The organism is Streptomyces sp. V3I7 (assembly GCF_030817495.1).
In the GTDB taxonomy this organism is placed as follows: domain Bacteria; phylum Actinomycetota; class Actinomycetes; order Streptomycetales; family Streptomycetaceae; genus Streptomyces.
Genome location: NZ_JAUSZK010000001.1, coordinates 4,667,257 through 4,693,319, shown reverse-complemented (window position 1 = coordinate 4,693,319; position 26,063 = coordinate 4,667,257). Strand labels below are relative to the sequence as shown.

General features: G+C 71.2%; 16 protein-coding genes and 1 pseudogene. 8 read left to right on the top strand and 9 right to left on the bottom strand.

Annotated elements, in window-relative coordinates:
* Positions 1-109 precede the first annotated feature (109 nt).
* The 3 genes from QFZ74_RS22040 (at position 110) to QFZ74_RS22030 (ending at position 4,648) form a co-directional block, all read left to right on the top strand.
* Positions 110-2,149 carry a M4 family metallopeptidase gene (locus QFZ74_RS22040; RefSeq protein WP_307622532.1) on the top strand — a complete coding sequence of 680 codons (2,040 nt, stop codon included), beginning with the start codon at positions 110-112 and terminating at the stop codon, positions 2,147-2,149.
* Between the two features lie 247 nt (positions 2,150-2,396).
* Complete coding sequence (locus QFZ74_RS22035; protein WP_307622531.1) at positions 2,397-4,064, top strand: M4 family metallopeptidase; 1,668 nt, start codon at positions 2,397-2,399, stop codon at positions 4,062-4,064.
* Positions 4,065-4,135: 71 nt separating this feature from the next.
* Entirely contained in the window at positions 4,136-4,648 is a 513-nt protein-coding gene (locus QFZ74_RS22030) for a DUF1990 family protein (RefSeq protein WP_307622530.1), read from the top strand.
* 34 nt (positions 4,649-4,682) lie between these two features.
* Here the strand turns inward: QFZ74_RS22030 and QFZ74_RS22025 are convergent, their stop codons facing one another.
* The gene (locus QFZ74_RS22025) at positions 4,683-7,307 is read right to left on the bottom strand and encodes a glycosyltransferase family 1 protein (RefSeq protein WP_307622529.1); all 2,625 of its coding nucleotides are present in this window, start codon (positions 7,305-7,307) and stop codon (positions 4,683-4,685) included.
* 956 nt (positions 7,308-8,263) lie between these two features.
* Here QFZ74_RS22025 and QFZ74_RS22020 point away from each other — a divergent pair.
* The 4 genes from QFZ74_RS22020 (at position 8,264) to glgB (ending at position 15,968) form a co-directional block, all read left to right on the top strand.
* Positions 8,264-10,372, top strand: coding sequence for an alpha-1,4-glucan--maltose-1-phosphate maltosyltransferase (locus QFZ74_RS22020; RefSeq protein WP_307622528.1), 2,109 nt, complete (start codon positions 8,264-8,266; stop codon positions 10,370-10,372).
* Positions 10,369-12,081 (top strand): maltose alpha-D-glucosyltransferase, encoded by a 1,713-nt coding sequence (gene treS, locus QFZ74_RS22015; protein ID WP_307622527.1) that lies wholly within the window; start codon positions 10,369-10,371, stop codon positions 12,079-12,081. Before QFZ74_RS22020 ends, treS begins: the two co-directional genes overlap by 4 nt.
* An 87-nt stretch (positions 12,082-12,168) precedes the next feature.
* The gene (locus QFZ74_RS22010) at positions 12,169-13,602 is read left to right on the top strand and encodes a phosphotransferase (RefSeq protein ID WP_307622526.1); all 1,434 of its coding nucleotides are present in this window, start codon (positions 12,169-12,171) and stop codon (positions 13,600-13,602) included.
* A gap of 23 nt (positions 13,603-13,625) precedes the next feature.
* Positions 13,626-15,968 carry a 1,4-alpha-glucan branching enzyme gene (gene glgB, locus QFZ74_RS22005; protein WP_307622525.1) on the top strand — a complete coding sequence of 781 codons (2,343 nt, stop codon included), beginning with the start codon at positions 13,626-13,628 and terminating at the stop codon, positions 15,966-15,968.
* 46 nt (positions 15,969-16,014) lie between these two features.
* On the opposite strand, the gene QFZ74_RS22000 is transcribed toward glgB, so the two are convergent.
* From QFZ74_RS22000 to QFZ74_RS21985, 4 genes are all read right to left on the bottom strand, one after another.
* The gene (locus tag QFZ74_RS22000; RefSeq protein WP_307622524.1) at positions 16,015-18,246 is read right to left on the bottom strand and encodes a UvrD-helicase domain-containing protein; all 2,232 of its coding nucleotides are present in this window, start codon (positions 18,244-18,246) and stop codon (positions 16,015-16,017) included.
* A 193-nt stretch (positions 18,247-18,439) separates the two neighbouring features.
* Positions 18,440-18,772, bottom strand: a complete 333-nt coding sequence (gene trxA, locus QFZ74_RS21995; RefSeq protein WP_307622523.1) for a thioredoxin — start codon at positions 18,770-18,772, stop codon at positions 18,440-18,442.
* Complete coding sequence (locus QFZ74_RS21990; protein ID WP_307622522.1) at positions 18,769-19,197, bottom strand: MerR family transcriptional regulator; 429 nt, start codon at positions 19,195-19,197, stop codon at positions 18,769-18,771. Before QFZ74_RS21990 ends, trxA begins: the two co-directional genes overlap by 4 nt.
* Positions 19,198-19,431: 234 nt before the next feature.
* Positions 19,432-21,318, bottom strand: a complete 1,887-nt coding sequence (locus QFZ74_RS21985; protein ID WP_307622521.1) for an MFS transporter — start codon at positions 21,316-21,318, stop codon at positions 19,432-19,434.
* 141 nt (positions 21,319-21,459) lie between these two features.
* On the opposite strand from QFZ74_RS21985, the gene QFZ74_RS21980 reads away from it, so the two are divergent.
* Positions 21,460-22,080, top strand: coding sequence for a TetR/AcrR family transcriptional regulator (locus QFZ74_RS21980; protein WP_307622520.1), 621 nt, complete (start codon positions 21,460-21,462; stop codon positions 22,078-22,080).
* 53 nt (positions 22,081-22,133) lie between these two features.
* On the opposite strand, the gene QFZ74_RS21975 is transcribed toward QFZ74_RS21980, so the two are convergent.
* The 4 genes and pseudogenes from QFZ74_RS21975 to QFZ74_RS21960 all read right to left on the bottom strand — a co-directional run.
* Positions 22,134-23,567: a cation:dicarboxylate symporter family transporter gene (locus QFZ74_RS21975; RefSeq protein WP_307624240.1), complete on the bottom strand. Its 1,434-nt coding sequence runs from the start codon at positions 23,565-23,567 to the stop codon at positions 22,134-22,136.
* A gap of 209 nt (positions 23,568-23,776) precedes the next feature.
* Positions 23,777-24,601: a L,D-transpeptidase family protein gene (locus QFZ74_RS21970; RefSeq protein WP_307622519.1), complete on the bottom strand. Its 825-nt coding sequence runs from the start codon at positions 24,599-24,601 to the stop codon at positions 23,777-23,779.
* Between the two features lie 78 nt (positions 24,602-24,679).
* Positions 24,680-25,087 carry a DUF4265 domain-containing protein gene (locus tag QFZ74_RS21965; protein WP_307622518.1) on the bottom strand — a complete coding sequence of 136 codons (408 nt, stop codon included), beginning with the start codon at positions 25,085-25,087 and terminating at the stop codon, positions 24,680-24,682.
* A 131-nt stretch (positions 25,088-25,218) separates the two neighbouring features.
* Positions 25,219-26,015 (bottom strand): annotated as a pseudogene (locus QFZ74_RS21960) (IS5 family transposase); the annotation flags it as partial.
* Positions 26,016-26,063: the final 48 nt, after the last annotated feature.

Below are 26,063 nucleotides of genomic sequence, written 5' to 3'. Positions count from 1 at the left end.
TGCACTCGCACATGGTTCCGCGTTACGCCCTGCTCTGCCCGGTCGGCCCAGCGCGCCGCCGGGATCTCCCCAGGCCGCGCGCCCTGCGGCCATGCAGAAGGAGTCAGTGTTGAGAACCAGTTCGCCTCGCAGACGCACCTCCCACACCTCCGGGCGACGCACCGCCGCCGTCGCCCTCGCCGGTGTCGCCGCGCTGGTCGCCGCGGCCGTCCAGTCGGGCGCGGCGAGCGCCGCCCCGGCGGACAAGGCACCGACCGGCAAGATCAACCGGGCCCACGCGGCGGTCAGGCTGACCCCCGCCGAGCGCGCCGGGCTGCTCCGCGACGCTGGGGACGACCGGGCCGCCACCGCCAGGGCGATCGGCCTCGGCGCCCGGGAGAAGCTGGTCGTCCGGGACGTCGTCAAGGACGGCGACGGCACGCTGCACACCCGCTACGAGCGCACGTACGCCGGTCTCCCGGTCCTCGGCGGCGACCTGATCGTCGACACCGCCGAGTCGGGCGCGGTCACCCGGGTCGTCAAGGCGACCAAGGCCGACGTGAGGGTCTCCGGCCTGACCCCGTCCGTCACCCGGGCGGCGGCCGAGCGGCAGGCGGTCGCGCGGGCCAGGGCCCTCGGCGGGAGCAAGTCCGCGGCCGACGGTGCGCGCAAGGTGATCTGGGCCGGCTCGGGCAAACCCGTCCTCGCCTACGAGACCGTCGTCGGCGGCCTCCAGGACGACGGCACGCCCAACCAGCTGCACGTCGTCACCGACGCCACGACCGGCAAGAAGCTCTACGAGTACCAGGGCATCGAGACCGGCGTCGGCAACACCCAGTACAGCGGCCAGGTCTCGCTGACGACCACGCTGTCGGGGTCGACGTACACGCTGAACGACGGGGCGCGCGGCGGCCACAAGACGTACAACCTCAACCACGGCACGCTGGGCACCGGCACGCTGTTCTCGCAGACCAGCGACACGTGGGGCAACGGCACCACCTCGAACGCCGCCACCGCGGGCGCCGACGCGCACTACGGCGCGGCGGTCACCTGGGACTTCTACAAGAACACCTTCGGGCGCAGCGGCATCAAGAACAACGGCGTGGGCGCGTACTCGCGGACCCACTACGGCAACGCCTACGTCAACGCCTTCTGGGACGACAGCTGCTTCTGCATGACCTACGGCGACGGGTCGGCCAACGCCAAGCCGCTGACCTCCATCGACGTGGCGGGCCACGAGATGAGCCACGGCGTCACCTCCAACACGGCCGGACTCAACTACAGCGGTGAGTCGGGCGGGTTGAACGAGGCGACCTCCGACATCTTCGGCACCGGCGTGGAGTTCGCCGCGGCCAACGCCTCCGATGTCGGCGACTACCTCATCGGCGAGAAGATCGACATCAACGGCAACGGCACGCCGCTGCGGTACATGGACAAGCCGAGCAAGGACGGCGCGTCCAAGGACAGCTGGTACTCGGGGATCGGGTCGGTCGACGTCCACTACTCCTCGGGCCCCGCGAACCACTTCTTCTACCTGCTGAGCGAGGGCAGCGGCGCCAAGGTCATCAACGGCATCAGCTACAACTCGCCGACGGCGGACGGGCTTCCGGTCACCGGTATCGGCCGGGACAAGGCGCTGCAGATCTGGTACCGGGCGCTGACCACCAAGTGGACGTCCACCACCAACTACGCGGGCGCCCGCACCGGCACGCTCGCGGCGGCGGGTGAGCTGTACGGCACGACGAGCGCCGAGTACAAGGCCGTGCAGGACGCCTGGGCGGGCGTCGCGGTCGGCTCGCGCTCGGGCGGCGGCGGCACGGGCACCTCGTACGAGAACACCACGCCGCTGTCCATCCCGGACAACGGACCGGCGGTCACCTCGTCGATCACGGTGTCCGGCCGGACCGGCAACGCCCCGTCCAACCTCCAGGTGTACGTCGACATCACCCACACCTGGCGCGGTGACCTGGTGATCGACCTGATCGGCCCCTCGGGCGCGTCGTACCGCCTGAAGAACTTCAGCTCCTCCGACTCGGCGGACAACGTCAACGAGACCTACACCGTCAACGCCTCGTCGGAACCGGCCAACGGGACGTGGAAGCTGAAGGTCCAGGACCAAGCCACCTACGACGTCGGCACCCTCAACAGCTGGAAGCTGACCTTCCCGTAAACCGCAGGTCATCACGGCAACAGCAGGGCGCCGTCCGGGGGTTGGATCCCCTCGGGCGGCGCCCGTTCATGTTCCCGCAATGTTCACCCGGGAGTCGACTTTCGGCCAACATCATTTGGGGGTCATGACATGTACGCGCCCCCGGTGTCACTCTCTCCTCAACCGCCGCAGCAGTAGAGCCACTTCACAGCACACTCCGGCCAGTAACCCCACGCTGACCGGACTCCCCCCACTCGAAGGAGCTTGAGTGAGCCCCCTCCACGTGCGTCGCAAGCACACCACTCTTGCCATCGCCACCGCTGTGGCCGCCGGAGCGCTGCTCTGCACCGGCCTGACCACCAGCGCCTCCGCCCAGACCCCGGCCGGCACCACGGCCGCCACCCGCCAGCCGCTGGCCGCCGCCCCGACGGCGCTCACCGCGACGGCCCGCACCGCCCTGATCCAGCAGGCGCGGTCCGACTCCGCCGAGACCGCACGCTCCATAGGCCTCGGCGCCAAGGAGAAGCTGGTCGTCAAGGACGTCGTCAAGGACGCCGACGGCACCCTCCACACCCGCTACGAGCGCACCTACGCGGGCCTGCCGGTCCTCGGCGGTGACCTGGTCGTCCACACCTCCAAGACCGGCAAGACCGAGGGCGTCACCAAGGCGACGAAGAGCACCATCAAGGTGGCCTCGCTCAAGCCGCTCGTCGACTCGGCCAAGGCCGAGAAGCAGGCGCTGACCGCCGCCAAGGCCGCGGGCTCCGACAAGGCCACCGCGGACAACGCCCCGCGCAAGGTGATCTGGGCCGGCTCCGGCAAGCCCGTCCTCGCCTACGAGACCGTCGTCGGCGGCCTCCAGGACGACGGCACGCCCAACCAGCTGCACGTCATCACCGACGCGGCCACCGGCAAGAAGCTCTACGAGTACCAGGGCGTCGAGACCGGCACCGGCAAGACCCTCTACTCGGGCACGGTCGGCCTGAACACCACGCTGTCGGGCTCGACGTACCAGCTGTACGACACGACGCGCGGCGGCCACAAGACCTACAACAAGGCCCACACCACCAGCACCACCGCGGGCACCCTGTTCACCGACGCGGACGACGTCTGGGGCACCGGTACGGCCTCCAGCTCGACCTCCGACCAGACCGCCGCCGCCGACGCCGCCTACGGCGCGCAGGTGACGTGGGACTTCTACAAGAACACCTTCGGGCGCAGCGGCATCAAGAACAACGGCGTCGCGGCGTACTCGCGCGTCCACTACGGCAACGCCTACGTCAACGCCTTCTGGGACGACAGCTGCTTCTGCATGACGTACGGCGACGGGTCGGGCAACACCCACCCGCTGACGTCGATCGACGTCGCCGGCCACGAGATGAGCCACGGTGTCACCTCCAACACCGCGGGCCTCAACTACTCCGGTGAGTCCGGCGGCCTGAACGAGGCCACCTCCGACATCTTCGGCACCGGCGTCGAGTTCGCCGCCGGCAACGCCTCCGACGTCGGCGACTACCTCATCGGCGAGAAGATCAACATCAACGGCGACGGCACCCCGCTGCGCTACATGGACAAGCCCAGCAAGGACGGCGGCTCGGCGGACTACTGGTCCTCCTCGGTCGGCGGTCTGGACGTCCACTACTCCTCCGGTGTCGCCAACCACTTCTTCTACCTGCTGTCCGAGGGCAGCGGCTCGAAGACGATCAACGGCGTCACCTACAACTCGCCCACGTCCAACGGCTCCACGGTCACCGGCATCGGCCGCGCCAAGGCGCTGCAGATCTGGTACAAGGCGCTGACCACGTACTTCACCTCCACCACGAACTACCAGGGCGCCCGCACCGGCACCCTGAGCGCGGCCGCGGCCTTCTACGGCTCCGGCAGCGCCGAGTACAACGCGGTGGCGGCCGCCTGGTCCGGCGTCAACGTGAACTAGTTCGCGAGCAGTGGACGAGAGCGGCCCCCGGGAACCCCGTGTTCCCGGGGGCCGCTCTACGCTTGGGCGCCATGGCCTTCACCTACGAGGCGGTCGGCGCGACCCGCGAGGACCTCACCGCCTGCCCGCCCGGCTTCCGCCCCCTGAACGTCCGTACCCGCATCGGCGAGGGCGAGCCGGTGTTCCGCCGGGCCACCGAGGCGCTCTTCACCTGGGAGATGCACCGCGCGATGGGCATCGGCATGAACACCGACGCCGACCGCGCGGCCCCCGGCGTCGACGTCACGGTCAGCATCGCCGGCGTGCTCAAGGGCCCCTGCCGCGTCGTCTGGACACGGCAGGAGGCCCGCAAGGCCGGCTGGGCCTACGGCACCCTGGAGAACCATCCCGAGTGCGGCGAGGAGGCCTTCGTCCTCGACCGCACCGGCGACGGCACCGTCTGGCTCACGGTCGCCGCCTTCAGCCGCCCGGCCGCCTGGTACGCCCGCGCCGCCGGCCCCGCCGCCCGCGGCTTCCAGCACGCGTACGCGCGCCGGTGCGGGACGGTGCTGCGCAGGCTGTGCGCGGAGGTCGCCGAGGACTGAACGGCCGACGGCCGAACGCCCGCCCCGCCCGCTCTCACCGCATCAGCACCCCGGCCCGTTCCACCGCCTCCTGCGGCGGAACGGCCACGAGTCCCACCTCCGCACCCGAGGCGAGGAGCCGGTGGGCGGGCAGGATGCGGACCGTGTAGCCGTAGGGTCCCGTGCGGTTCAGGGCGAGCGGGCCCTCGTAGACCCAGCGGCCCTCCAGATCGGCGCCGCCGGCCGGCTTCAGCGGGACGGCCGTGGCGTCGGTGATGCGGTCCTCCGCGTCGACGCGGCCGGAGACCGCCTGGACCTCGACGTCGTCGGGGCTCAGCGCGCCGAGGTGGACGCGGACCCGCAGGCCGAGCGTCGTGCCCAGTTCCGCGGTGGCCGTGGCCGCCGTCGTCTCCACGTGGTCGACCGTCACGCCGTGCCACGCCGAGCGGACCCGCGCCTTCCAGTCGGCCAGCGCACGGGCCGTGTCCGGGGTGAGCGCGCGGTGGGCGTGCGCGGCCGGGGTGTAGAGGCGCTCGACGTACTCGCGCACCATGCGGCCCGCCAGCACCTTCGGGCCCAGGAGGGTCAGGGTCTGGCGGACCATCTCGATCCAGCGGTCGGGCAGCCCGGTGCGGCCGCGCTCGTAGAAGCGGGGCGTCACCCGCTGTTCGAGCAGGTCGTAGAGGGCGGCGGCCTCGATGTCGTCGCGGCGGTCGGGGTCGGTGCCCGCGCCGTCGGCGGTCGGGATCGCCCAGCCGAAGTCCGGCTGGAACCACTCGTCCCACCAGCCGTCCAAGACGGACAGGTTGAGGCAGCCGTTGAGGGCGGCCTTCATACCGCTCGTGCCGCAGGCCTCCAGCGGGCGCAGGGGGTTGTTCAGCCAGATGTCGCACCCCGGGTAGAGCTTCTGCGCCATCGCCATGCCGTAGTCGGGCAGGAAGACGAGGCGGTGGCGGACCCGCGGGTCGTCGGCGAAGCGGACCAGCTCCTGCACGAGCCGCTTACCGCCGTCGTCCGCCGGGTGCGCCTTGCCCGCGACGACGATCTGGACCGGCCGCTCGGGATGCAGCAGCAGTTCCATCAGCCGGTCGCGGTCGCGCAGCATCAGCGTCAGCCGCTTGTACGACGGCACCCGCCGCGCGAAGCCGATGGTGAGGACGCCGGGGTCCAGGACGCCGTCGATCCAGCCCAACTCCGCCGTCCCGGCGCCGCGTTGCCGCCACGAGGCGCGCAGCCGCTCGCGCACCTCCTCGACCAGCTGCTCGCGCAGGCAGCGCCGCAGGTCCCAGATGTCCTGGTCCGGGACGTCCGCGAGCCCCTCCCAGCGGCCCGGACCGCCGCCGGCCAGCGCGTCCTCGGTGCGCTGCGCCCCGAGCCGTCGCGCGCCCAGCCGGATCACCTCCGGGGCGACCCAGGTGGGTGCGTGCACGCCGTTGGTGACCGAGGTGATGGGCACCTCGCCGGAGTCGAACCCGGGCCACAGCCCGGCGAACATCTCCCGGCTGACCTGCCCGTGCAGCAGCGACACCCCGTTGGCGCGCTGGGCGAGCCTGAGGCCCATCACGGCCATGTTGAACAGGTTGGGCTCACCGCCCGGGTAGGTCTCCATGCCGAGCTGGAGGATGCGCGGGACCTCGATGCCCGGGAGTTCGGCGTCCGGGCCGAAGTGGCGGGCGACCAGCTCCCGGTCGAAGCGGTCGATGCCGGCCGGGACGGGCGTGTGCGTGGTGAACACGGTCCCCGCGCGCACCGCCTCCAGCGCCGCGTCGAAGTCCAGCCCCCGCTCGCCCAGTTCGGCGATTCGCTCCAGGCCGAGGAAGCCCGCGTGGCCCTCGTTGGTGTGGAACACCTCGGGCTCCGGGTGCCCGGTGAGCCGGCAGTACGTCCGTACCGCCCGGACACCTCCTATGCCGAGCAGCATCTCCTGGAGCAGCCGGTGCTCGCTGCCGCCGCCGTAGAGCCGGTCGGTCACCCCGCGCTCGCCGAGGTCGTTGTCCTCCACGTCCGAGTCGAGCAGCAGCAGCGGGACGCGGCCGACCTGCGCCAGCCAGATCCGGGCGCGCAGCCGCCTGCCGCCGGGCAGGGCGAGGGAGACCTGGGCGGGGGTGCCGTCGGCCTCCTTGAGCTGCGCCACGGGCAGCTCGTTGGGGTCGAGCACCGGGTAGTGCTCCTGCTGCCAGCCGTCCCGGGACAGGGCCTGGCGGAAGTAGCCGTGCCGGTAGAGCAGGCCGACGCCGATCAGCGGGACGCCCAGGTCGCTGGCCGCCTTCAGATGGTCGCCCGCGAGGATGCCGAGGCCACCGGAGTACTGCGGCAGGGCGGCGGTGATGCCGAACTCCGGGGAGAAGTAGGCGACGCCCGCGGGCAGGTCGGCGGCCTGTGACTGGGACTGGTACCAGCGGTCGCCGGTCACGTAGTCGTGCAGGTCGCCGGCGGCCGCGGTCAGCCGGCGCAGGAAGCGGCGGTCCTGGGCCAGCTCGGCGAGCCGCCCGGCCGGCACGCTGCCCAGGAGCCGGACCGGGTCGCCCCCGCAGGCGGCCCAGCGCCCGGGGTCGACGGACTGGAAAAGATCACGGGTTTCCGCATGCCAGGACCAGCGCAGATTGCGCGCCAGGTCACTCAGCGGCCGGAGAGGTTCGGGGAGAACGGGACGGACGGTGAACCGACGGATCGCCTTCACACTCCACCTCGGCGCGTTCGCTCGCTGGTTGGACGCACAGCACTGTGCGTCCCGTCACACAGCACCGTACCGGTGTCCGGCCACCCGTCGCCGGGTGCTGAGCCCACGGACCCCCCATCGGGCCGAATCCCCCCAGGCCGGACACCTCCACAGGCCGATACGACCGAATCCCCCTTGGCCGCGCCGCTGCGGCATCCGGCCCGAGCCCCGGCCCATCCCCGGACGAGACCGGGAGGGGATGGGGAGCACGGACCACGACACGGACGGACGCGCGCACGGCGTCTGCTCCGGGCGGGGGCCCCACGGCGGCGGCCACGGTGAGGAACGAAGGACGCGTCGGCGGCCGACCGAGCCGTGGCCGCGGCCGCGGCCATGGTGTTCTCGGCCGCGCACGACGTCTGCGCCGGGGACGATACGCGACGGCGGTGAGCGGGGCGCGCCGTCGCCTCGCCGGAAGCTACCTGGTGACTCGGGGAGGGGGCGAAGGCCGCATCGGCGGCCGGCCGGACCGTGGCCGCGGCCTACGGCGCACACGTCAGCCACGTCTACGGCAAAGTGCCGAACGGCTACGCCATCCGGACCACGGCGAGACAGGCCGGGCGGCTCGCCGCCATACCCGCGGGCGGCCGGGCGCGCGGTACCTGGCGGACCACCCGAAGGCCGCACCGGCTCAAGTCGAGCGCGTTCTCGTAAGGGACGCCGACGCCGCCCTCGGCAACGTGTCCGGCGCGGGCCCCGGCTCACCGGACAAATCCCTTCCCACGCCGGGGACTTGAGTCGGAGTTCCGCCACCGACTCCCTCCCGCCGGACGGCGTCGGACTTGTGTGCGGGTCTACGGACGAGTAGTTAACAACGCGCCGGATTGCCCACCCGAATAGGGTGGGAAGGCTCCCCCGGTACAGCGCACAGGCATACCCCCGCAGTTCCACCCCCGTTGACGCGGACAGGAGCGGTCATGCCCGCCACACACCATTCGTCAGCACCCCCGGCACGCGGCCGGAGCGGTACAAGGACCGGCAGGTCGGACGGTACGGCCCCGCCGACCGCCCGAGAGAAACCCGCCGCGGCCGAGCCCCCCACCGCCCTCGGCCGCATCCCCGTCCTCGACGTCCGCCCCGTGGTCCAGGGCGGCCGCCGCCCGGCCAAGGCGGTCACCGGTGAGTCGTTCGAGGTCTCGGCCACGGTGTTCCGGGAGGGACACGACGCCGTCGCCGCCAACGTCGTCCTGAGAGACCCCGAGGGCCGCCCCGGCCCCTGGACCCCGATGCGCGAACTGGCCCCCGGCACCGACCGTTGGGGCGCCACCGTCACCGCCGGGCAACCGGGCCTGTGGGCGTACCAGGTGGAGGCGTGGGCGGATCCCCTCGCCACCTGGCGTCACCACGCGCGGATCAAGATCCCGGCCGGGATCGACACGGACCTGGTCCTGGAGGAGGGCGCGCGCCTGCTGGAGCGGGCGGCGGCCGGTGTCCCGAAGGCCGGCGGAGAGCGGGACGTCGTACGCGGCGCGGCGAGCGCCCTGCGGGACGACAACCGGCCGGCCGCCTGGCGCCTCGCGGCGGCGCTGGCGCCGGAGGTGACCGAGGTCCTGGACCGGTATCCGCTGCGTGAACTGGTCACCGCTTCCGATCCGTTGCCGTTGCTGGTGGAGCGGGAGAGGGCCCTGTTCGGCTCGTGGTACGAGTTCTTCCCCCGCTCCGAGGGGACGGCCGAGCAGCCGCATGGCTCCTTTCGTACGGCGGCCCGTCGGTTGGACGCGATCGCGGGTATGGGTTTCGACGTGGTCTACCTCCCGCCGATCCACCCGATCGGGACGACCTTCCGCAAGGGCCGCAACAACACCCTCACGGCCCGTGCGGACGACGTCGGGGTGCCGTGGGCGATCGGCTCTCCGGAAGGTGGCCACGACGCGATCCATCCCGACCTCGGCACGTTGGAGGACTTCGACCACTTCGTGGGCCGGGCGGCGGAGTTGGGCCTTGAGGTGGCGCTGGACTTCGCGTTGCAGTGCTCGCCGGACCACCCGTGGGTGCACAAGCATCCCGAGTGGTTCCACCATCGCCCCGACGGGACGATCGCGTACGCGGAGAACCCGCCGAAGAAGTACCAGGACATCTATCCGGTCGCGTTCGACGCGGACATGGACGGGCTGGTCACCGAGACGGTGCGGATCCTGCGGCACTGGATGGCGCACGGCGTGCGGATCTTCCGCGTCGACAACCCGCACACCAAGCCGGTCCTGTTCTGGGAGCGAGTCATCCGGGAGGTCAACCGCACCGATCCGGACGTGATCTTCCTGGCGGAGGCGTTCACCCGCCCGGCGATGATGCACACGCTCGCCCAGATCGGCTTCCAGCAGTCGTACACGTACTTCACCTGGCGCACCAGCAAGCAGGAACTCACCGAATACCTGACGGAGTTGTCGGGGGACGCGGCGGCCTACATGCGGCCGAACTTCTTCGCCAACACCCCCGACATCCTGCACGCCTACCTCCAGGACGGCGGCCGCCCCGCCTTCGAGGTCCGTGCCGTCCTCGCGGCCACCCTCTCCCCCACCTGGGGCATCTACAGCGGCTACGAACTCTGCGAGAACACGCCCCTCAGGGAGAACTCCGAGGAGTACCTCGACTCGGAGAAGTACCAACTGAGGCCGCGCGCCTGGGCCGCCGCCGAGCGCGAGGGCCGCAGCATCGCGCCCCTCGTCACCCGGCTCAACACCATCCGGCGCCAGAGCCCGGCGCTCCAGCAGTTGCGCGACCTCCACTTCCACCACGCCGACCAGGACTCGGTGATCGCGTACAGCAAGCAGAGCGGTTCGAACACGGTGCTGGTGGTCGCCAACCTCGACCCCCACCACACCCAGGAGGCCACGGTCGCGTTGGACATGCCGCGACTCGGCCTGGACTGGCACGAGTCGGTGCCCGTGCGCGACGAGCTCACCGGCGAGACGTTCCACTGGGGCCGCGCCAACTACGTGCGACTCGAACCGGGTCACCGTCCCGCCCACATCCTCACCATCCTGCGACCGGCCACCCCGCAGATCGGAGGGTCAGCCAAGCGATGATCGTCAACGAGCCCGTCCCGGACACCTTCGAGGACACCCCCGCCAGAGACCGGGACCCGGATTGGTTCAAGCGCGCCGTCTTCTACGAGGTCCTGGTGCGCTCCTTCCAGGACAGCAACGGCGACGGCATCGGCGACCTCAAGGGCATCACGGCCAAACTCGACTACCTCCAGTGGCTCGGCGTCGACTGCCTCTGGCTGCCGCCCTTCTTCAAGTCCCCTCTCAGGGACGGCGGTTACGACGTCTCCGACTACACCTCGGTCCTGCCCGAGTTCGGTGACCTGGCCGACTTCGTCGAGTTCGTGGACGCCGCCCACCAGCGCGGCATGCGCGTCATCATCGACTTCGTCATGAACCACACCAGCGACCAGCACCCGTGGTTCCAGGAGTCGCGCAGGAACCCCGACGGCCCCTACGGCGACTACTACGTCTGGGCCGGCGACGACAAGCAGTACCAGGACGCCCGGATCATCTTCGTCGACACCGAGGCCTCCAACTGGACGTACGACCCCGTGCGCAAGGAGTACTACTGGCATCGCTTCTTCTCCCACCAGCCGGACCTCAACTACGAGAACCCGGCCGTGCAGGAGGAGATGATCTCCGCGCTGAAGTTCTGGCTGGACCTGGGCATCGACGGGTTCCGGCTGGACGCGGTGCCGTACCTGTACCAGCAGGAGGGCACCAACTGCGAGAACCTGCCTGCCACGCACGACTTCCTTAAGCGGGTGCGCAAGGAGATCGACACCCAGTACCCGGACACCGTGCTGCTCGCCGAGGCGAACCAGTGGCCGGAGGACGTCGTCGACTACTTCGGCGACTACCAGTCCGGCGGCGACGAATGCCACATGGCGTTCCACTTCCCCGTCATGCCGAGGATCTTCATGGCGGTGCGCCGTGAGTCGCGCTACCCGGTCTCCGAGATCCTCGCCAAGACGCCCTCGATCCCGTCGGGCTGCCAGTGGGGCATCTTCCTGCGCAACCACGACGAGCTGACCCTGGAGATGGTCACCGACGAGGAACGCGACTACATGTGGGCCGAGTACGCCAAGGACCCCCGCATGCGCGCCAACATCGGCATCCGCCGCCGCCTCGCACCCCTCCTCGACAACGACCGCAACCAGATCGAGCTGTTCACCGCCCTGCTGCTCTCCCTGCCCGGCTCGCCGATCCTCTACTACGGCGACGAGATCGGCATGGGCGACAACATCTGGCTCGGCGACCGCGACGCCGTCCGCACACCCATGCAGTGGACACCCGACCGCAACGCGGGTTTCTCGTCGTCCGATCCGGGGCGGCTGTTCCTGCCGACCATCATGGATCCGGTCTACGGCTTCCAGGTGACGAACGTCGAGGCGTCGATGTCCTCGCCCTCGTCGCTGCTGCACTGGACGCGCCGGATGATCGAGATCCGCAAGCAGAACCCCGCCTTCGGACTGGGCACCTACACCGAGCTCCAGTCGACCAACCCGGCCGTCCTCGCCTTCCTGCGCGAGTACGAGGACGACCTCGTCCTGTGCGTGCACAACTTCTCCCGCTTCGCCCAGCCGACGGAGCTGGACCTGCGGCCCTTCACCGGCCGGCACCCGGTCGAGCTGTTCGGCGGGGTGCGCTTCCCGGCGATCGGTGAACTTCCGTACCTGCTCACCCTGGGAGGCCACGGCTTCTACTGGTTCCGGATCCGCAAGGACGGACCCGTCGCCTCCGTTTAGCCGCGGCCGGTGGGGCGGTTTCCCCCGCCCCACCCGGGGCACCCATCAGTAACCACCCCGATGGCCCCGGGGAAAGGACGTGACGCCATGGCGGAAACTGTCACCCCTTCCGGGACGACAGGTCCCGGGTCCCTCCTCACGTCGCTGGGTCCCCTGCTGCGCGAGTGGCTGCCTAGGCAGCGCTGGTTCGCGGGCAAGGGGCGTCCCGTCGCCGGGTTCTCGCCGGTGGCGGTCACCGAACTCCTGCCGTCCGACGGCCGGTTGGGGCTGCTCCATCTGCTGGTCCGGGTCCATCAGCCGGCCGTGCCCGGCGCCCCGCCCCACCCCGGCGACTGCTACCAGCTCCTCATAGGCGTGCGCGAGGCGCTGCCGCCCCGGCTGGCGCCCGCGCTGATCGGCCACGTACAGGAAGGGCCGCTCGCCGGACGGACGGTGTACGACGCCCTGTACGACCCCCGGCCCGCCGAGGTGCTCCTGGAGGCGCTGCGCTCCCAGGCCCGCATCGGCGGGCTCCGCTTCGAGCGGGACCCGGGCTCGGAGATCCGAGGCGGCCTCATACCGCGACTGATGACCGCCGAGCAGTCCAACTCCTCGGTGGTGTACGGCGACACGTACGTCCTGAAGCTCCTCCGCCGCGTCGTTCCCGGCACCAACCCGGACCTGGAGCTGCCGCTGGCGCTGGCCCGTGCCGGCTGCGCCCGGGTGCCCGCGCCGACGGCGTGGCTGCGGGCGGAGGCGGCGGCCGGGGAGAGTTACGTCCTCGCGGTGCTCCAGCCGTTTCTGCGGGGCGCCACGGACGGCTGGGAGCTGGCGTTGCGCGAGCTGGCCAAGGGTGAGGAGTACGAGAACTTCGGCGCGGAGGCGCGGGCGCTGGGCCGGGCCACCGCCGAGGTCCACACGGCCCTCGCCCGCGCGCTGCCCACGGTCACGCTGGGCCATGGCCCGCTGCGGCAGCTGGTCGACGGCATGACCGAGCGTCTGGCGGCGACCGCGCAGGCGGTGCCCGCGCTGCGTCCGTACGAGCCCGGGCTGCGCTCCGCCTACGCGGCGCTCGCCGACCTCGCCGCCGAGGGCCGCACCTGGACCGCCCAGCGCGTCCACGGCGACCTGCACCTCGGGCAGTGCCTGCGCTCGACTGGGGGCACCTCCCACGCGTTGAGCGGTGGGGGAGGCCACTGGTCGCTGATCGACTTCGAGGGCGAGCCGGCCCGCCCGCTGGCCGAGCGCCGCATGCCGCAGCCGCCGGTGCGGGACATCGCCGGGATGCTCCGCTCCTTCGACTACGCGGCGCACTCGGCGACCCCGCCGGTGCCGGGCTGGGCGGCCGTGTGCCGGGCGGCGTACTGCTCCGGGTACGCCGAGGTCGCCGGCGTCGATCCGCGTAGCGATCCCGTTCTGCTGCGGGCCTGCGAGACCGACAAGGCGGTGTACGAGGTCGCCTACGAGGCCCGCCACCGCCCCGACTGGCTCCCCGTCCCCCTGTCGGCGGTCCGCCGCCTCGCCACGTCCGAGCTCACCTGACTCTCGCCCGGGAGAAAGCCTCCGTGACGTCCAAGAAGACAGCCCCCGTCAAGAAGACAGTCCCCGACCCCAGGAAGTCCGCGTCCGTCAAGAAGTCCGCGTCCGCCGAGCAGAAGCCGCCCAAGGACAGGCCCGCCAAGCCGGGGAGGAAACCGGCGGCCGCGCGGAAGAAGCAGCCGGTGTCCCCCGCCCTCTCGGCGGAGGACCGGGCCCGTCTGCTCGACGGCACCCATCACGACCCGCACACCGTCCTAGGCGCCCATGCGGTGCCCGGCGGCGTCGCCTTCCGCGCCTTCCGTCCGTACGCGCGCTCCGTCACCGTCGTCTCGGGCGACCTGCGGGCCGAACTGCACGACGACGGCGCGGGGTTCTTCTCCGGTCTGCTGCCGCTGCGCGAGGTCCCGGAGTACCGGCTGCTGGTCGCGTACGAGGGAGAGGTCCAGGAGACCGAGGACGCCTACCGCTTCGTGCCCACGCTCGGCGAGCTCGATCTGCACCTGATCGGCGAGGGCCGGCACGAGCGGCTGTGGGAGGCGCTCGGCGCGCACCCCACGACCCACCAGGGCGTGCCCGGCACCCGGTTCGCGGTGTGGGCGCCGGACGCGCGCGGCGTGCGGCTGGCCGGCGGCTTCAACTTCTGGGACGGCACCGGGTACCCGATGCGCTCGCTGGGCTCCTCCGGTGTCTGGGAGCTGTTCGTGCCGGGGATCGGCGAGGGCGAGCTGTACAAGTTCGACATCACCCGCCCGGACGGCTCCCACACCCTGCGGGCCGATCCGCTGGCCCGCCGCACCGAGACGCCTCCGGCCACCTCGTCGGTGGTGACGGCCTCGCACCACGAGTGGGGCGACGCCGAGTGGCTGGCGCACCGCGCGGACATCCCCGTGCACGAGGCGCCGTTCTCGGTGTACGAGGTCCACCTCGCCTCCTGGCGCCCGGGGCTCACCTACCGCCAGCTCGCCGACCAACTGCCGCGTTACGTGGGCGACTTGGGCTTCACGCACGTGGAGTTCATGCCGGTCGCCGAGCACCCCTTCGGCGGCTCCTGGGGCTACCAGGTCACCGGCTTCTACGCGCCGACCGCCCGCCTCGGCACCCCCGACGACTTCAAGTACCTGATCGACGCCCTCCACCGGGCGGGCATCGGCGTCATCATGGACTGGGTCCCGGCCCATTTCCCGCGTGACGAGTGGGCGCTCGCGGAGTTCGACGGGCGCCCGCTGTACGAGCACCAGGACCCCCTGCGCGCCGCCCACCCCGACTGGGGCACCCTCGAGTTCGACCTCGGCCGGCGCGAGGTGCGCAACTTCCTGGTGGCGAACGCCGTGTACTGGTGCGAGGAGTTCCACATCGACGGACTGCGCGTGGACGCCGTCGCCTCGATGCTCTACCTCGACTACTCGCGCGAGCCCGGCCAGTGGATCCCGAACGAGCAGGGCGGCCGGGAGAACCTGGACGCGGTGGCCTTCCTCCAGGAGATGAACGCCACCGTCTACCGGCTCTGTCCGGGCGTCGTCACGATCGCCGAGGAGTCGACGTCCTGGGACGGCGTCACGCGCCCCACGCACCACCGCGGCCCGAGCGGCTTCGGCGGCCTCGGCTTCGGGCTGAAGTGGAACATGGGCTGGATGAACGACTCGCTGGAGTACCTGCGGCACGAGCCGGTGCACCGCGCCTACCACCACCACGAGATGACGTTCTCGATGGTGTACGCGTACAGCGAGAACTACGTGCTGCCGCTCTCCCACGACGAGGTTGTGCACGGCAAGCACTCCCTGGTGTCGAAGATGCCCGGCGACTGGTGGCAGCGGCGCGCCACGCTTCGCGCCTACCTGGGCTTCATGTGGGCCCACCCGGGCAAGCAACTCCTCTTCATGGGGCAGGAGTTCGCCCAGGGCGCCGAGTGGTCCGAGGCACACGGCCCCGACTGGTGGCTGCTCGACCCCGCGTACGGGGCCGAGGCGGACCACCGCGGCGTGCGCGACCTGGTCCGCGACCTCAACTCCGTGTACCGGCGCACCCCGGCCCTGTGGCAGCGCGACACCGACCCGTCCGGCTTCCAGTGGGTCGTCGGCGACGCGGCCGAGGACGACGTCCTCGCCTTCCTGCGCCTCGACGCCGAAGGCAACCCGCTCCTCGCGGTCTCGAACTTCTCCCCCGTCGTACGCCACGACTACCGCCTGGGCGTTCCGGACGACATCCCCGCCTGGTCGGAGGTCCTCAACACCGACGCGGCGCACTACGGCGGCGGCGACATCGTCCACCCGCACCCGGTCAAGACCGAACCGCAGGGCTGGCACGGCCGCGCGGCGAGCGTCCGCCTGACGCTGCCGCCGCTGGCGACGGTGTGGCTGCGGCCGGCCTGAGCCGGGCGGCCGGAGGCCCGGGACACGACGTCCCGGGCCTCCACCGTCACACCGTGTCGGCCAGACCCTGAGGCAGCGCGCCGGCGCACAGCACGCCGAGCCGCTGCGTGGCCCGGGTCAGCGCGACGTACAGATCACTCGTGCCGTAGTCGCCCGGCTCGACCACCAGGACCGAGTCGAACTCCAGCCCCTTGGCCTGGCGCGGGTCGAGCAGGACGACGGTGCGGGTGAGGTCGGGGGCGGCGCCCGCCGTCACGCCGTCGAGCCGGGCGGCCAGCGCCCGGTGCAGCTCGCGCGGGGCGATCACCGCCAACCGGCCCTCTTCGGGGGTCAGTTCGGCGACGGCCTTCTCGACCGCGCCGGGCAGGTCCTCGGTGACCTGCCGCACCCAGGGACGTACGCCCGTGGAGCGCACCGAGCTCGGCGGCTCGAAGTCCGGGTCCCCGGCGCGGACCACGGCCGCGGCCAGGTCCATGATCTCGGACGGGGTGCGGTAGTTGACACCGAGGCGGGTGTGCTCCCAGCGGTCCTCGACGTACGGGTCCAGGATGCCCGCCCAGGAGCCGACGCCCGCCGCCTCGGCGGTCTGGGCCGGGTCACCGACCAGGGTCATCGAGCGGGTCGGGCTGCGCCGCATGAGCAGCCGCCAGGCCATCGGCGACAGCTCCTGCGCCTCGTCGACGATGATGTGCCCGAAGGCCCAGGTGCGGTCGGCGGCCGCGCGCTCGGCTGCGCTGCGGAAGTCCTCCTCCTCGTGGCGCTCGGCGAAGCGCTCGGCGTCGATGATGTCGTGCGCGGACAGGACCTCGGAGGCATCCGGGTCACTGTCTTCCTTGTCGTCGAACTCGTACGTCCGCGAGGCGTACGACACGTCGAGCACGCCCTGCGCGTAGGCGATCTGCGTCTCCCGCTCGCGCTCGGCGCGCGCCCGGGCCGTCCGCTCGTCCACGCCGAGCAGTTCGGCGGCCTCGTCCAGGAGCGGTACGTCGGAGACGGTCCACTCGCGGGTGACCGGGCGACGGACGGCGGCCGCGTCCGCGTCGCCGAGGTACCCCTCGGGGTCGGCCAGGAGGTCGGCGACCACCCGCTGCGGGCTGAGCACCGGCCACAACTGGTCGATGGCGGCCCAGACGTCGGGATTCTCGGCCAGCTCGTCGCGGATCTGGGTGATGTCGCTGGGGTCGAGCAGGTTCGAGCCGTCGTACGGGTCGGTGCCGATGCGCTCGGCGACCAGGTCGGTGAGGGTGTTGAGGATGTGCCCCTCGAAGTGCTCGCGGGCCGCGTTGTGCGGCAGCTTCGCCGCGCGGGTGCGCTCGCGGGCGACGCTCACCAGACCGTCGTCGAGCAGGAGGGTCTCGCGGTCGTGCTCGATGGCGATGACCGGGTCGGGCAGCGCCTGCCGGTCGCGGACGACGGCGGCGAGGACGTCGGCCATGTCGGCGCGGCCCTTCACGGCGGCCGCCTCCGGAGTGTCCTGAGCAGTCGCCCGCACCCCCGGGAACAGCTCGCCGACCGTCGACAGCAGTACGCCCGTCTCGCCGAGCGAGGGCAGCACCTCGCCGATGTAGCCGAGGAACGCGGGGTTGGGGCCGACGATCAGGACGGCGCGGCGGGCGAGCAGCTCCCGGTGCTCGTAGAGCAGGTACGCGGCACGGTGCAGGGCGACGGCGGTCTTGCCGGTGCCGGGGCCGCCCTCGACGACGAGCACCCCGCGGTGCGGCGCGCGGATGATCTCGTCCTGCTCGGCCTGGATGGTCTGCACGATGTCGCTCATCCGGCCGGTGCGCGCGGAGTTGAGCGCGGCGAGCAGCACGGCGTCGCCGGTCGGGTCCTCGTGGCCGGTCCGCTCCTGGTCGCCGAGGTCGAGGATCTCGTCGTGCAGGGAGGTCACGGTGCGGCCGCTGGTGGCGATGTGCCGGCGCCGGCGCAACCCCATCGGGGTGTGACCGGTGGCGAGGTAGAAAGGCCGGGCGACGTCGGCACGCCAGTCGATGAGCATCGGAGTGCGCTCGGCGTCGTCGCGGCGCAGACCGATACGGCCGATGTGGTGGGCGGCGCCGGAGGTCAGGTCGATCCGGCCGAAGCAGAGCGAACCGTCCACGGCGTTGAGCGCGGCGAGCAGCCCCGAGCGTTCGGCGACCGCGATGTCCCGCTCCAGCCGGGCCTGCATGGGCTTGTCACCCTGGGCGAGCGCGTCCGCGACCGCCGCCTCGGTGTCGCCGCGCAGCGCGTCCACACGCGCGTACAGTCCGTCGATGAATTCCTGTTCCTGCCGCAATTCAACGTCCGGAAATTCGGTGTTTGACAATTCCACTCCCGCCCGGATATACTCTGCTCATCGAACTTCTTCGTGACCTCATTCATTCGAAGTCGCGAATCATCGAATATACGCAAAGAAATCCCCCGAGCGCAATTGCCCGGGGGATTTCTTTGGTTTCGGCGGCCTTCGGATCAGGTCTCGGGGCAGGGCCTCAGAGGAGGTCGGACAGCTCCTCCAACAGGCGCCGCTTGGGGCGCGCCCCGACCATCGACCGCACCGGCTCCCCGTCGCGGAACACCATCAGCGTGGGCGTCGACAGCACGCCGTACGCCACGGTGGTCCCCGGATTGCGGTCGACGTCCAGCTGTACGACCTTCAGCCGGTCGCCCTCCTCGAAGGCGAGGTCCTTCAGCACCGGCGCCAGTTGCCGGCACGGCCCGCACCAGTCTGCCGTGAACTGCACCAGCACCGGCAGTTCGGAGCCGATCACCTCCGCCTCGAAGTCCGCGTCCGTCACCTCGGCCAGCCCGCTCACCACGGTCATCCTGCCTGCCCTCCCAGTTCGCATACGGGTTCCGGACCCCCCGGAACCAGCGCCTCGGCGGCCAGCTCGTCGCGCGCGCTCTCGGCCCGCCGGAGCTGCCCGGCGACTTTCTCGCGCACCGCCCGCAGCTCCCCGATGAGCGCGTCGAGCTCGTCCAGCTTGCGCCGGTAGACCGCGAGCGAGGCGGGACAGGAGTCGCCCTCCGGGTGTCCGGCCCGCAGGCATTCGACGAAGGGCCGGGTCTCCTCCAGCTCGAACCCGAAGTCCTGCAGCGTCCGGATCTGCGCGAGCAACTCCAGGTCCCGCTCGTCGTACGCCCGGTGCCCGTTGCCGTCGCGCCGCGCGGGCAGCAGCCCCCGCGCCTCGTAGTACCTGAGGGTGCGCGTGGTGGTCCTGGCCCGCGCGGCCAGTTCGCCGATTCGCATGTCTGTGACGGTAGGGGTTGACGCCGACGTCAGGGCAAGGGGTCGCGCTCCGCTTGGGTCGCGGATCTTTGCCCACCCAACCACCCGACTCGGTCGGCTGAAAGGTGCCCCCCTGGGGCTCCGCCCCAGACCGCGACGGGGACTGCGCCCCCTGCACCCCTGGCCGGGGGCCGGTCACCCCTCGGGTGCCGGGCCCCCTTGGCCCCCCGCTCCCCCGCGGGGCGACCCGCAGCCTCAGCTCGCCTTACTGTCCGCGAGTTCCTCCTGTTCCCCCTTTTCCTCCTGCTCAGCCTCAGTCGGCTGCTCTGCCTCGGTCGACTGCTCCACCTCGACCGGCTTCTCCTCCGCGGCCGACTTCGCTTCTCCGGCCGACATCCCCTCGACCTCAGCCGACTTCTCCCCGGCCTCAGCCGACGCCTCCCCGGCCTCAGCCGACGCCTCCCCGGCGACCGGCGTTCCCGCCGCCGGAGTCGGCGGCTTCGCCGCGGTCCGGTTGCGGCGTGGGAGCAGCAGGATCACCACGAGCGTGCCGAGGCCCAGGATGGCCGCGCCGATGAGGCTGGTGTGGGCCACCGCGTCGGCGAACGAGGAGCCGACGGCGTCCGTCATCTGGCGGGCGCCGGCCGCGAGTGCCTGGGCCTGTGCCTTCAACTGGGCGGCCTGGTGGGGGTCGGTCGTGTGGGCGGCCTGCGCCGCGAGCCGGTGTGCCTTGTCGGCGATGCCCTGGGCGACGGCGTAGCCGGCGCCGACCGAGTCCTGGGCGGTGGACAGGGCGTCGGAGGGCAGCTTGCTGCCCCGGGTGGCGTCCGCGAGGTGGTGGTCGTACGACGTCGACAGGAGCGAGCCGAGGATCGCGATGCCGAGGGAGCCGCCGAGTTCCAGCGAGGTGTCGTTCACGGCGCCGCCGACGCCCAGCTGGGACTCCGGGAACGCGCCCATGATCGCGTCCGTGCAGGGCGAGAGCGCGAGGCCGATGGCCAGGCCGAGGACGATGAGCGGGGGCACGAAGTCGCCGTACGTCGACGCGGCGTCCACCCGGGTCAGCAGGGCGAGGGCGGTCGTGCCGCCGACCATGCCCGCGCCGACCGTCCACTTCATACCGATGCGCGGGGTCAGGAAGCCGGTGACCGCCGAGCCGACGAAGACGGCGCCGGCCAGCGGCAGCATGCGGACACCGGTCTCCAGGGCGTCGTAGCGCAGCACGAACTGGAGGTGCTGGGTGAGGTAGTAGAAGGCGCCGAAGACGGCGAGGAAGAAGAGGGCGACGGCGAGGTTGGAGCCCGCGAACCGGCGGTCGGCGAAGCGGCGGACGTCGAGGACGGGGTGCGGGTGGCGCAGCTCCCACAGGACGAAGGCGATCAGCCCGGCGCCCGCGACGACGGCGGCGGTGACGGCCTTGGTGCCCCAGCCGAAGTGCGGGCCCTCGATGATCATGTAGATCAGCGAGCCGGTCCACAGCACGGACAGCAGACCGCCGACGTAGTCGATCCTCGCGCGGGTGCCGTCCGGGCCGGCGGCCGCCTTGGACGGCGGAACCAGGACCAGGGCACCCACGATCGCGACGGCGGCGATGGGCACGTTGATCAGGAAGGTCGACGACCATCCGTGGTCGCGCAGCAGGGCGCCCGCGACCACCGGTCCGGCCGCGATGGCGAGGCCGGCCGTGGCGGTCCACAGGGTGATGGCCCGGGTGCGTTCGGCGCGCGGGAAGGTCGCGGCGAGCAGGGAGAGCGTGGCGGGCATGATGAGCGCCGCGCCGACGCCCATGACGGCACGGGCCGCGATGACGGTCGTGGCGCTGTCCGCGAGGTAGCCGAAGACGGCCCCGCCTCCGAAGACGGCGAGCCCGAGGACGAGCGCGCCCCGGCGGCTGCGGCGGTCGCCGATCACGCCGAGCAGCAGCATCAGCGCGGCGTACGGGACGGTGTAGCCGTCGATCACCCACTGGAGGTCGGCGCTGGAGAGGTCCAGGTCCCGGATCATGTCGGGCGCCGCGACCGTGAGGGCCGTGTTGGCCATCACGATGATCAGCAGGCTCAGACAGAGCACGAGGAGCGCCCACCAGCGCCGCGCGTAGGGGCGCTCCATCCGTTCGACGGGTTCGTTCATGACGAGTCGCATGGGCAGAAGTCGCCTTCCTCGCAGGCGCACCACGAGCCCTGACGGGTGCACCACGACCAGATTTGCACAGTGGAGTGCAATTGCACAACGCTGTGCAATGTACGCCGTTGCACATTGATGTGCAAGTCGAGGGAAGGCAGAATGGCCGCCATGACCACGGGTAACACCACGCGCGCCGACGCGAACCGCCGCCGCATCCTCGACGTCGCGCTCGCGGAGCTGCTGCGCGACCCCGACGCCTCCATGGACCAGATCGCCCGCGCCGCGGGGGTCGTACGCCGCACGGTGTACGGGCACTTCCCCAGCCGCGAGGCGCTGATCAGCACGCTCCTCGACGAGGCGGTGGACTCGGTGATGGCCGCGAAGGCGGCGGGCCACGAAGGAGTCGAGGATGATCCGGCGACGGCGGTGGCCCGCTCGGTGCTCACCGTCTGGGAGATCGCCGACCGCTACCGGCTGCTGATCGCGCTCGCCCAGCGCACGGTCACCCCGCAGGGCATCCGCGAACGCCTCACGCCCGTGCGGGAGTCCAGCGCCGCGCTGCTCCAACAGGGCCTCGACGCGGGCCTGTTCCACTCCACGCTGCCGGCGCCGGTGCTGGCGTACGTCCATGAGCAGATGCTGTTCGCGCTGATGGAGGCGGTGAACGACGGGCAGCTGGCAGCAGAGGAGGCGGGCCGCTCCGCCGCGATCACCGTCCTGATCGCGGCGGGCATGCCCGCCTCACAGGCCACCGAACTGGTGGCGAAGCTGAGCGCCTGAGCGCTCGGGGGGCGAACCCCGGGTCGGCGTACGGACCCGGGGTTCGTACGTCGTCAGGCCGTGGCCGGCTCCCTCTCGCCGTCGCCGCGCTGCTCGGGCAGCCCGGAGTCCGCGTCGGCCCCGCTCTCGTCCCCGTCCTCGTCCAGCAGCGTCGTCTCGTCGAACGGCAGTTCACCGGCGAGGACGCGCTGGACGCGGTCCTTGTCGATCTCCTTGGTCCAGGTACCGATCAGGACGGTGGCGACGGAGTTACCCGCGAAGTTCGTCAGGGCGCGGGCCTCGCTCATGAAGCGGTCGATGCCGACGATCAGGCCGACGCCGTCGACCAGCGCGGGCTTGTGCGACTGCAGGCCGCCGGCCAGCGTCGCCAGACCGGCGCCGCTGACGCCCGCCGCGCCCTTCGAGGCGAGCAGCAGGAACAGCAGGAGCGGGATCTGCTCGCCGATGGACATCGGGGTGCCCAGGGCGTCGGCGATGTAGAGGGACGCCATGGTCATGTAGATCATGGTGCCGTCGAGGTTGAAGGAGTAGCCGGTCGGGACGGTGATACCGACCACCGGCTTGCTCACGCCCAGGTGCTCCATCTTCGCGATGAGCCGCGGCAGCGCGGACTCGGAGGAGGAGGTGGACAGGATGAGCAGGAACTCCCGGGCCAGGTACTTCAGCAGGGAGAAGATGTTCAGCCCGGTGACGATCCGCAGCAGCGCGCCGAGCACGACGAAGACGAACAGGAAGCACGTCACGTAGAAGCCGAGCATCAGCACGGCGAGGCTCTTCAGCGCGTCCAGGCCGGCGGATCCGACCACGGCCGCGATGGCCCCGAAGGCGCCGATCGGCGCGGCCCACATCACCATGGCGAGGATGCGGAAGACGAGCCGCTGGATGTGCTCGACGCCGCGCAGGATCGGCCGGCCCGCCGGGCCCATGGCCTGGAGCGCGAAACCGGCCAGCAGCGCGATGAGCAGGGTCTGGAGGACCTGGCCCTCGGTGAAGGCGGAGACGAAGGTCACCGGGATGATCGACAGCACGAAGTCGACCGGCGGCAGCGCGTCGGGCGCGACCTGGGCGTGGCCGGTCTGCTTGAGCGCGGCGGTCAGGTGCAGTCCGTCGCCGGGGTGCAGGACGTTGCCGACGACGAGGCCGATGGCGAGCGCGACGAACGACATCACGAGGAAGTAGCCGAGCGCGATGCCGCCGACGGCGCCGACCTTGGCGGCCTTGCGGACCGAGCCGATGCCGAGCACGATCGTGCAGAAGATGATCGGCGAGATCATCATCTTGATCAGGTTCACGAAGCCCGTGCCCAGCGGCTTGAGCTCGACCCCGGCCTCGGGCCAGATGAGCCCCACGGCGATGCCGAGCGCCACTGCCGCGATGACGGCGATGTACAGGTAATGAGTGCGGTCCCGCTTCCCAGCGGGTGCGGCAGGTGCCGTATCGGGGGTTGTGGCGGCCACGGCTGCCCTCCTTGACGTCGTCGTCGGCATCACCGGCGTGCGGCTCACGTCCGGGGTGGGGGAATGCCGTGACTATCTCCTGCTGTGTGCGGGCGGTCACCCTTCCGTTCATTGAGTTCACGTGCCGTGCGGCCTCCCGGTTCGGACGCGCCGGCACCCCCGGTGGGGCCGGGGTGCCGAACGGATCCGCGTGGTACGGGAGTTGGCATGGGAGTTGTGTGCCGCCCCTCCGGCCTGCGTCAACTCCCGAGCCGTTCCCGGTCCCCCATCACCACCACAGGGTGATCGACGGGATCGAGGGTGCGCAGCAGGGTCTTCATCCCGGGCTCCGGGAGGGAGACGCAGCCGGACGTGCCCGCTCCGTGGTCCAGGTGCAGCCAGATGCCGCCGCCCTTCTCCACGCCGTCGGGCCGGGACCAGTCGTAGGGCGGGGCGCCCTTGAGGCGGTTGTAGTCGATGGCGATGACGTAGTCGAAGGCGTGGGCGAAGGCCGCGTCCTGGCCCTTCCCGTCCTCCTCGTCCTCTCCGTACGCCTCGTACTCCCGGTCCGCCTGGCCCAGGGTGGCGGTGAAGGCGTTGTCGTCGTACCAGTACGGCAACCGGCTGCCGGGGCTTCTCAGGGCGCCCCCTGCGTCGGTGAGGGTGAACACGCCGACGGGACTGCGTTCGTCGTCCAGGCGATGGTCCGTGGTCCAGCCCATCCGGCCGTTGTGGGCAGGCCAGCTGCCGGTCCGTTCCCAGGCCGTTCCGTGCTGCTCGTAGAGCGCGACGAGGCTGTCGGCCGAGTTCCGGCCCTCCCCGTAGACGACCACCACCTGCCGGGTGCCGGACGGCACCCGCTGCCACATCCGCTCCCCCACGCCCGGAAGGGGCGCGTCCTGCGTGGCGGACGCGGGGTTGTTGGTGCCCGGCGCACCGGCGGGGCTGGTACGCACGCCCGTGACCCCGCAAGCCGTCATCGTCGCCAGCAGAACGCCGCAGGCGACGGCCACGGATACGAAATGCCGCGCACCGCCACACCGCATCGACCGGAGCGAGGACAGGGTGACCGTGGATGTCCGCATGATCAGGATCCTGCGCCGCACCGAACAGGCCCCGCATCCGGACACGGGCATCCGGTCTAAGAACTCCTATCGGAATGCTCAGGAGTCGATCTCCCAGTGGAGAGCGCCAGTCTGAGCGGATGCCTCCAGGATCTTCACGAGTGCTGCTGTCGGATCCGTGCCCGGCGGGAGGTCCACCGCGAGGTAGGTCCCCTGGAGCCATTCGTGGGGCAAGCCGGCCTCAATGGTGCTGTCGTGCAGGAGTTCGTGCAGCTGGTCCCGATCTGGGTGGTCGATGACGAGAGCGACCCGGAGGGTCCGGTGGCCGGATTTCTCCAGCACGGCGGTTACGAGGTGGTTGCTGTCTATGGCCACCACGTCGCGGTAGCAGATGCCGTAGGTGAAGAAGGGCAGACACGCCACCTCGAACCGGTCAGGCGCGAGCTGCTGGGTCCAAAGCTGCTCGCGCCAGCCGTCCTCCCGATCCGACAGATCAGCGTGGATCATGTAGTTGCTGGGACCTCGGCCGATCGGGTCCTCGTGCGTGATGATGGTGATGGTGTGCCTCCTGGAGCCGGATCCCGACCTCGAGATCCTGCACCAGCCGCCTCGGCCGGAACCAGGCGGGGCGAGTTCAGGCGTCGCCAACAGATGAGAGCGCATCCGAGGGTGAGGAATGCCTCGTGGATGTCGTCGCGGATCTCCCAGCGGATCCGCAGGCGGCGGAACCAGTGCAGGTGGGCAAACGCGCGCTCCACGACCCAGCGTTGGGTGCCGAGCCCGGAGCCATGTTCGGTGCCCCGGCGGGCGATCAGCGGCTTCACGCCGAGATCCCAGACCAGGCGACGGTACTTGTCATGGTCGTAACCGCGGTCGGCCAGCAGCACGTCCGGGCGGCGTCGGGGTCGACCGCGCTTGCCCCGCACCGGCGGCACGGTTTGGAGGAGCGGGATCAGCTGGGTGACGTCGTTGCGGTTACCGCCGGTCAAGGTGGCAGCGAGCGGGATGCCGGTAGCGTCGGTGATCAGGTGATGCTTGCTGCCCGTCCTGCCCCGGTCAACAGGGCTTCGTCCCGTCTTCGAGCCCCCTTTAGCGCTCGGATGTGGGAGCCGTCGACGGCCGCCCGGGAGAAGTCCAGGACGTTGGCGCTGCGGAGCTTGGCAAGGAGGACCTCATGCAGCCGGGGCCACACCCCGGCCTCAGTCCACTCGGCCAGCCGCCGCCAGCAGGTCATGCCCGAGCCGAAGCCGAGCTCCTGTGGCAGATGTTCCCAGGCGATCCCGGTGTGCAGGACGAACAGGATGCCCTGGAACACCAACCGGTCCGGATGCCGCTTGCGCCCAGGATGATGGGCCCGACGCTCTACCTTCGGCAACAGCGGCTCCACCACCGCCCACAACTCGTCGTCAACTTCCCACGGCTTCGGCCGAGCCACCCCGCACCCCCAGATCGCTGATCCCGGAGTGATCCAACCATCTCGAAG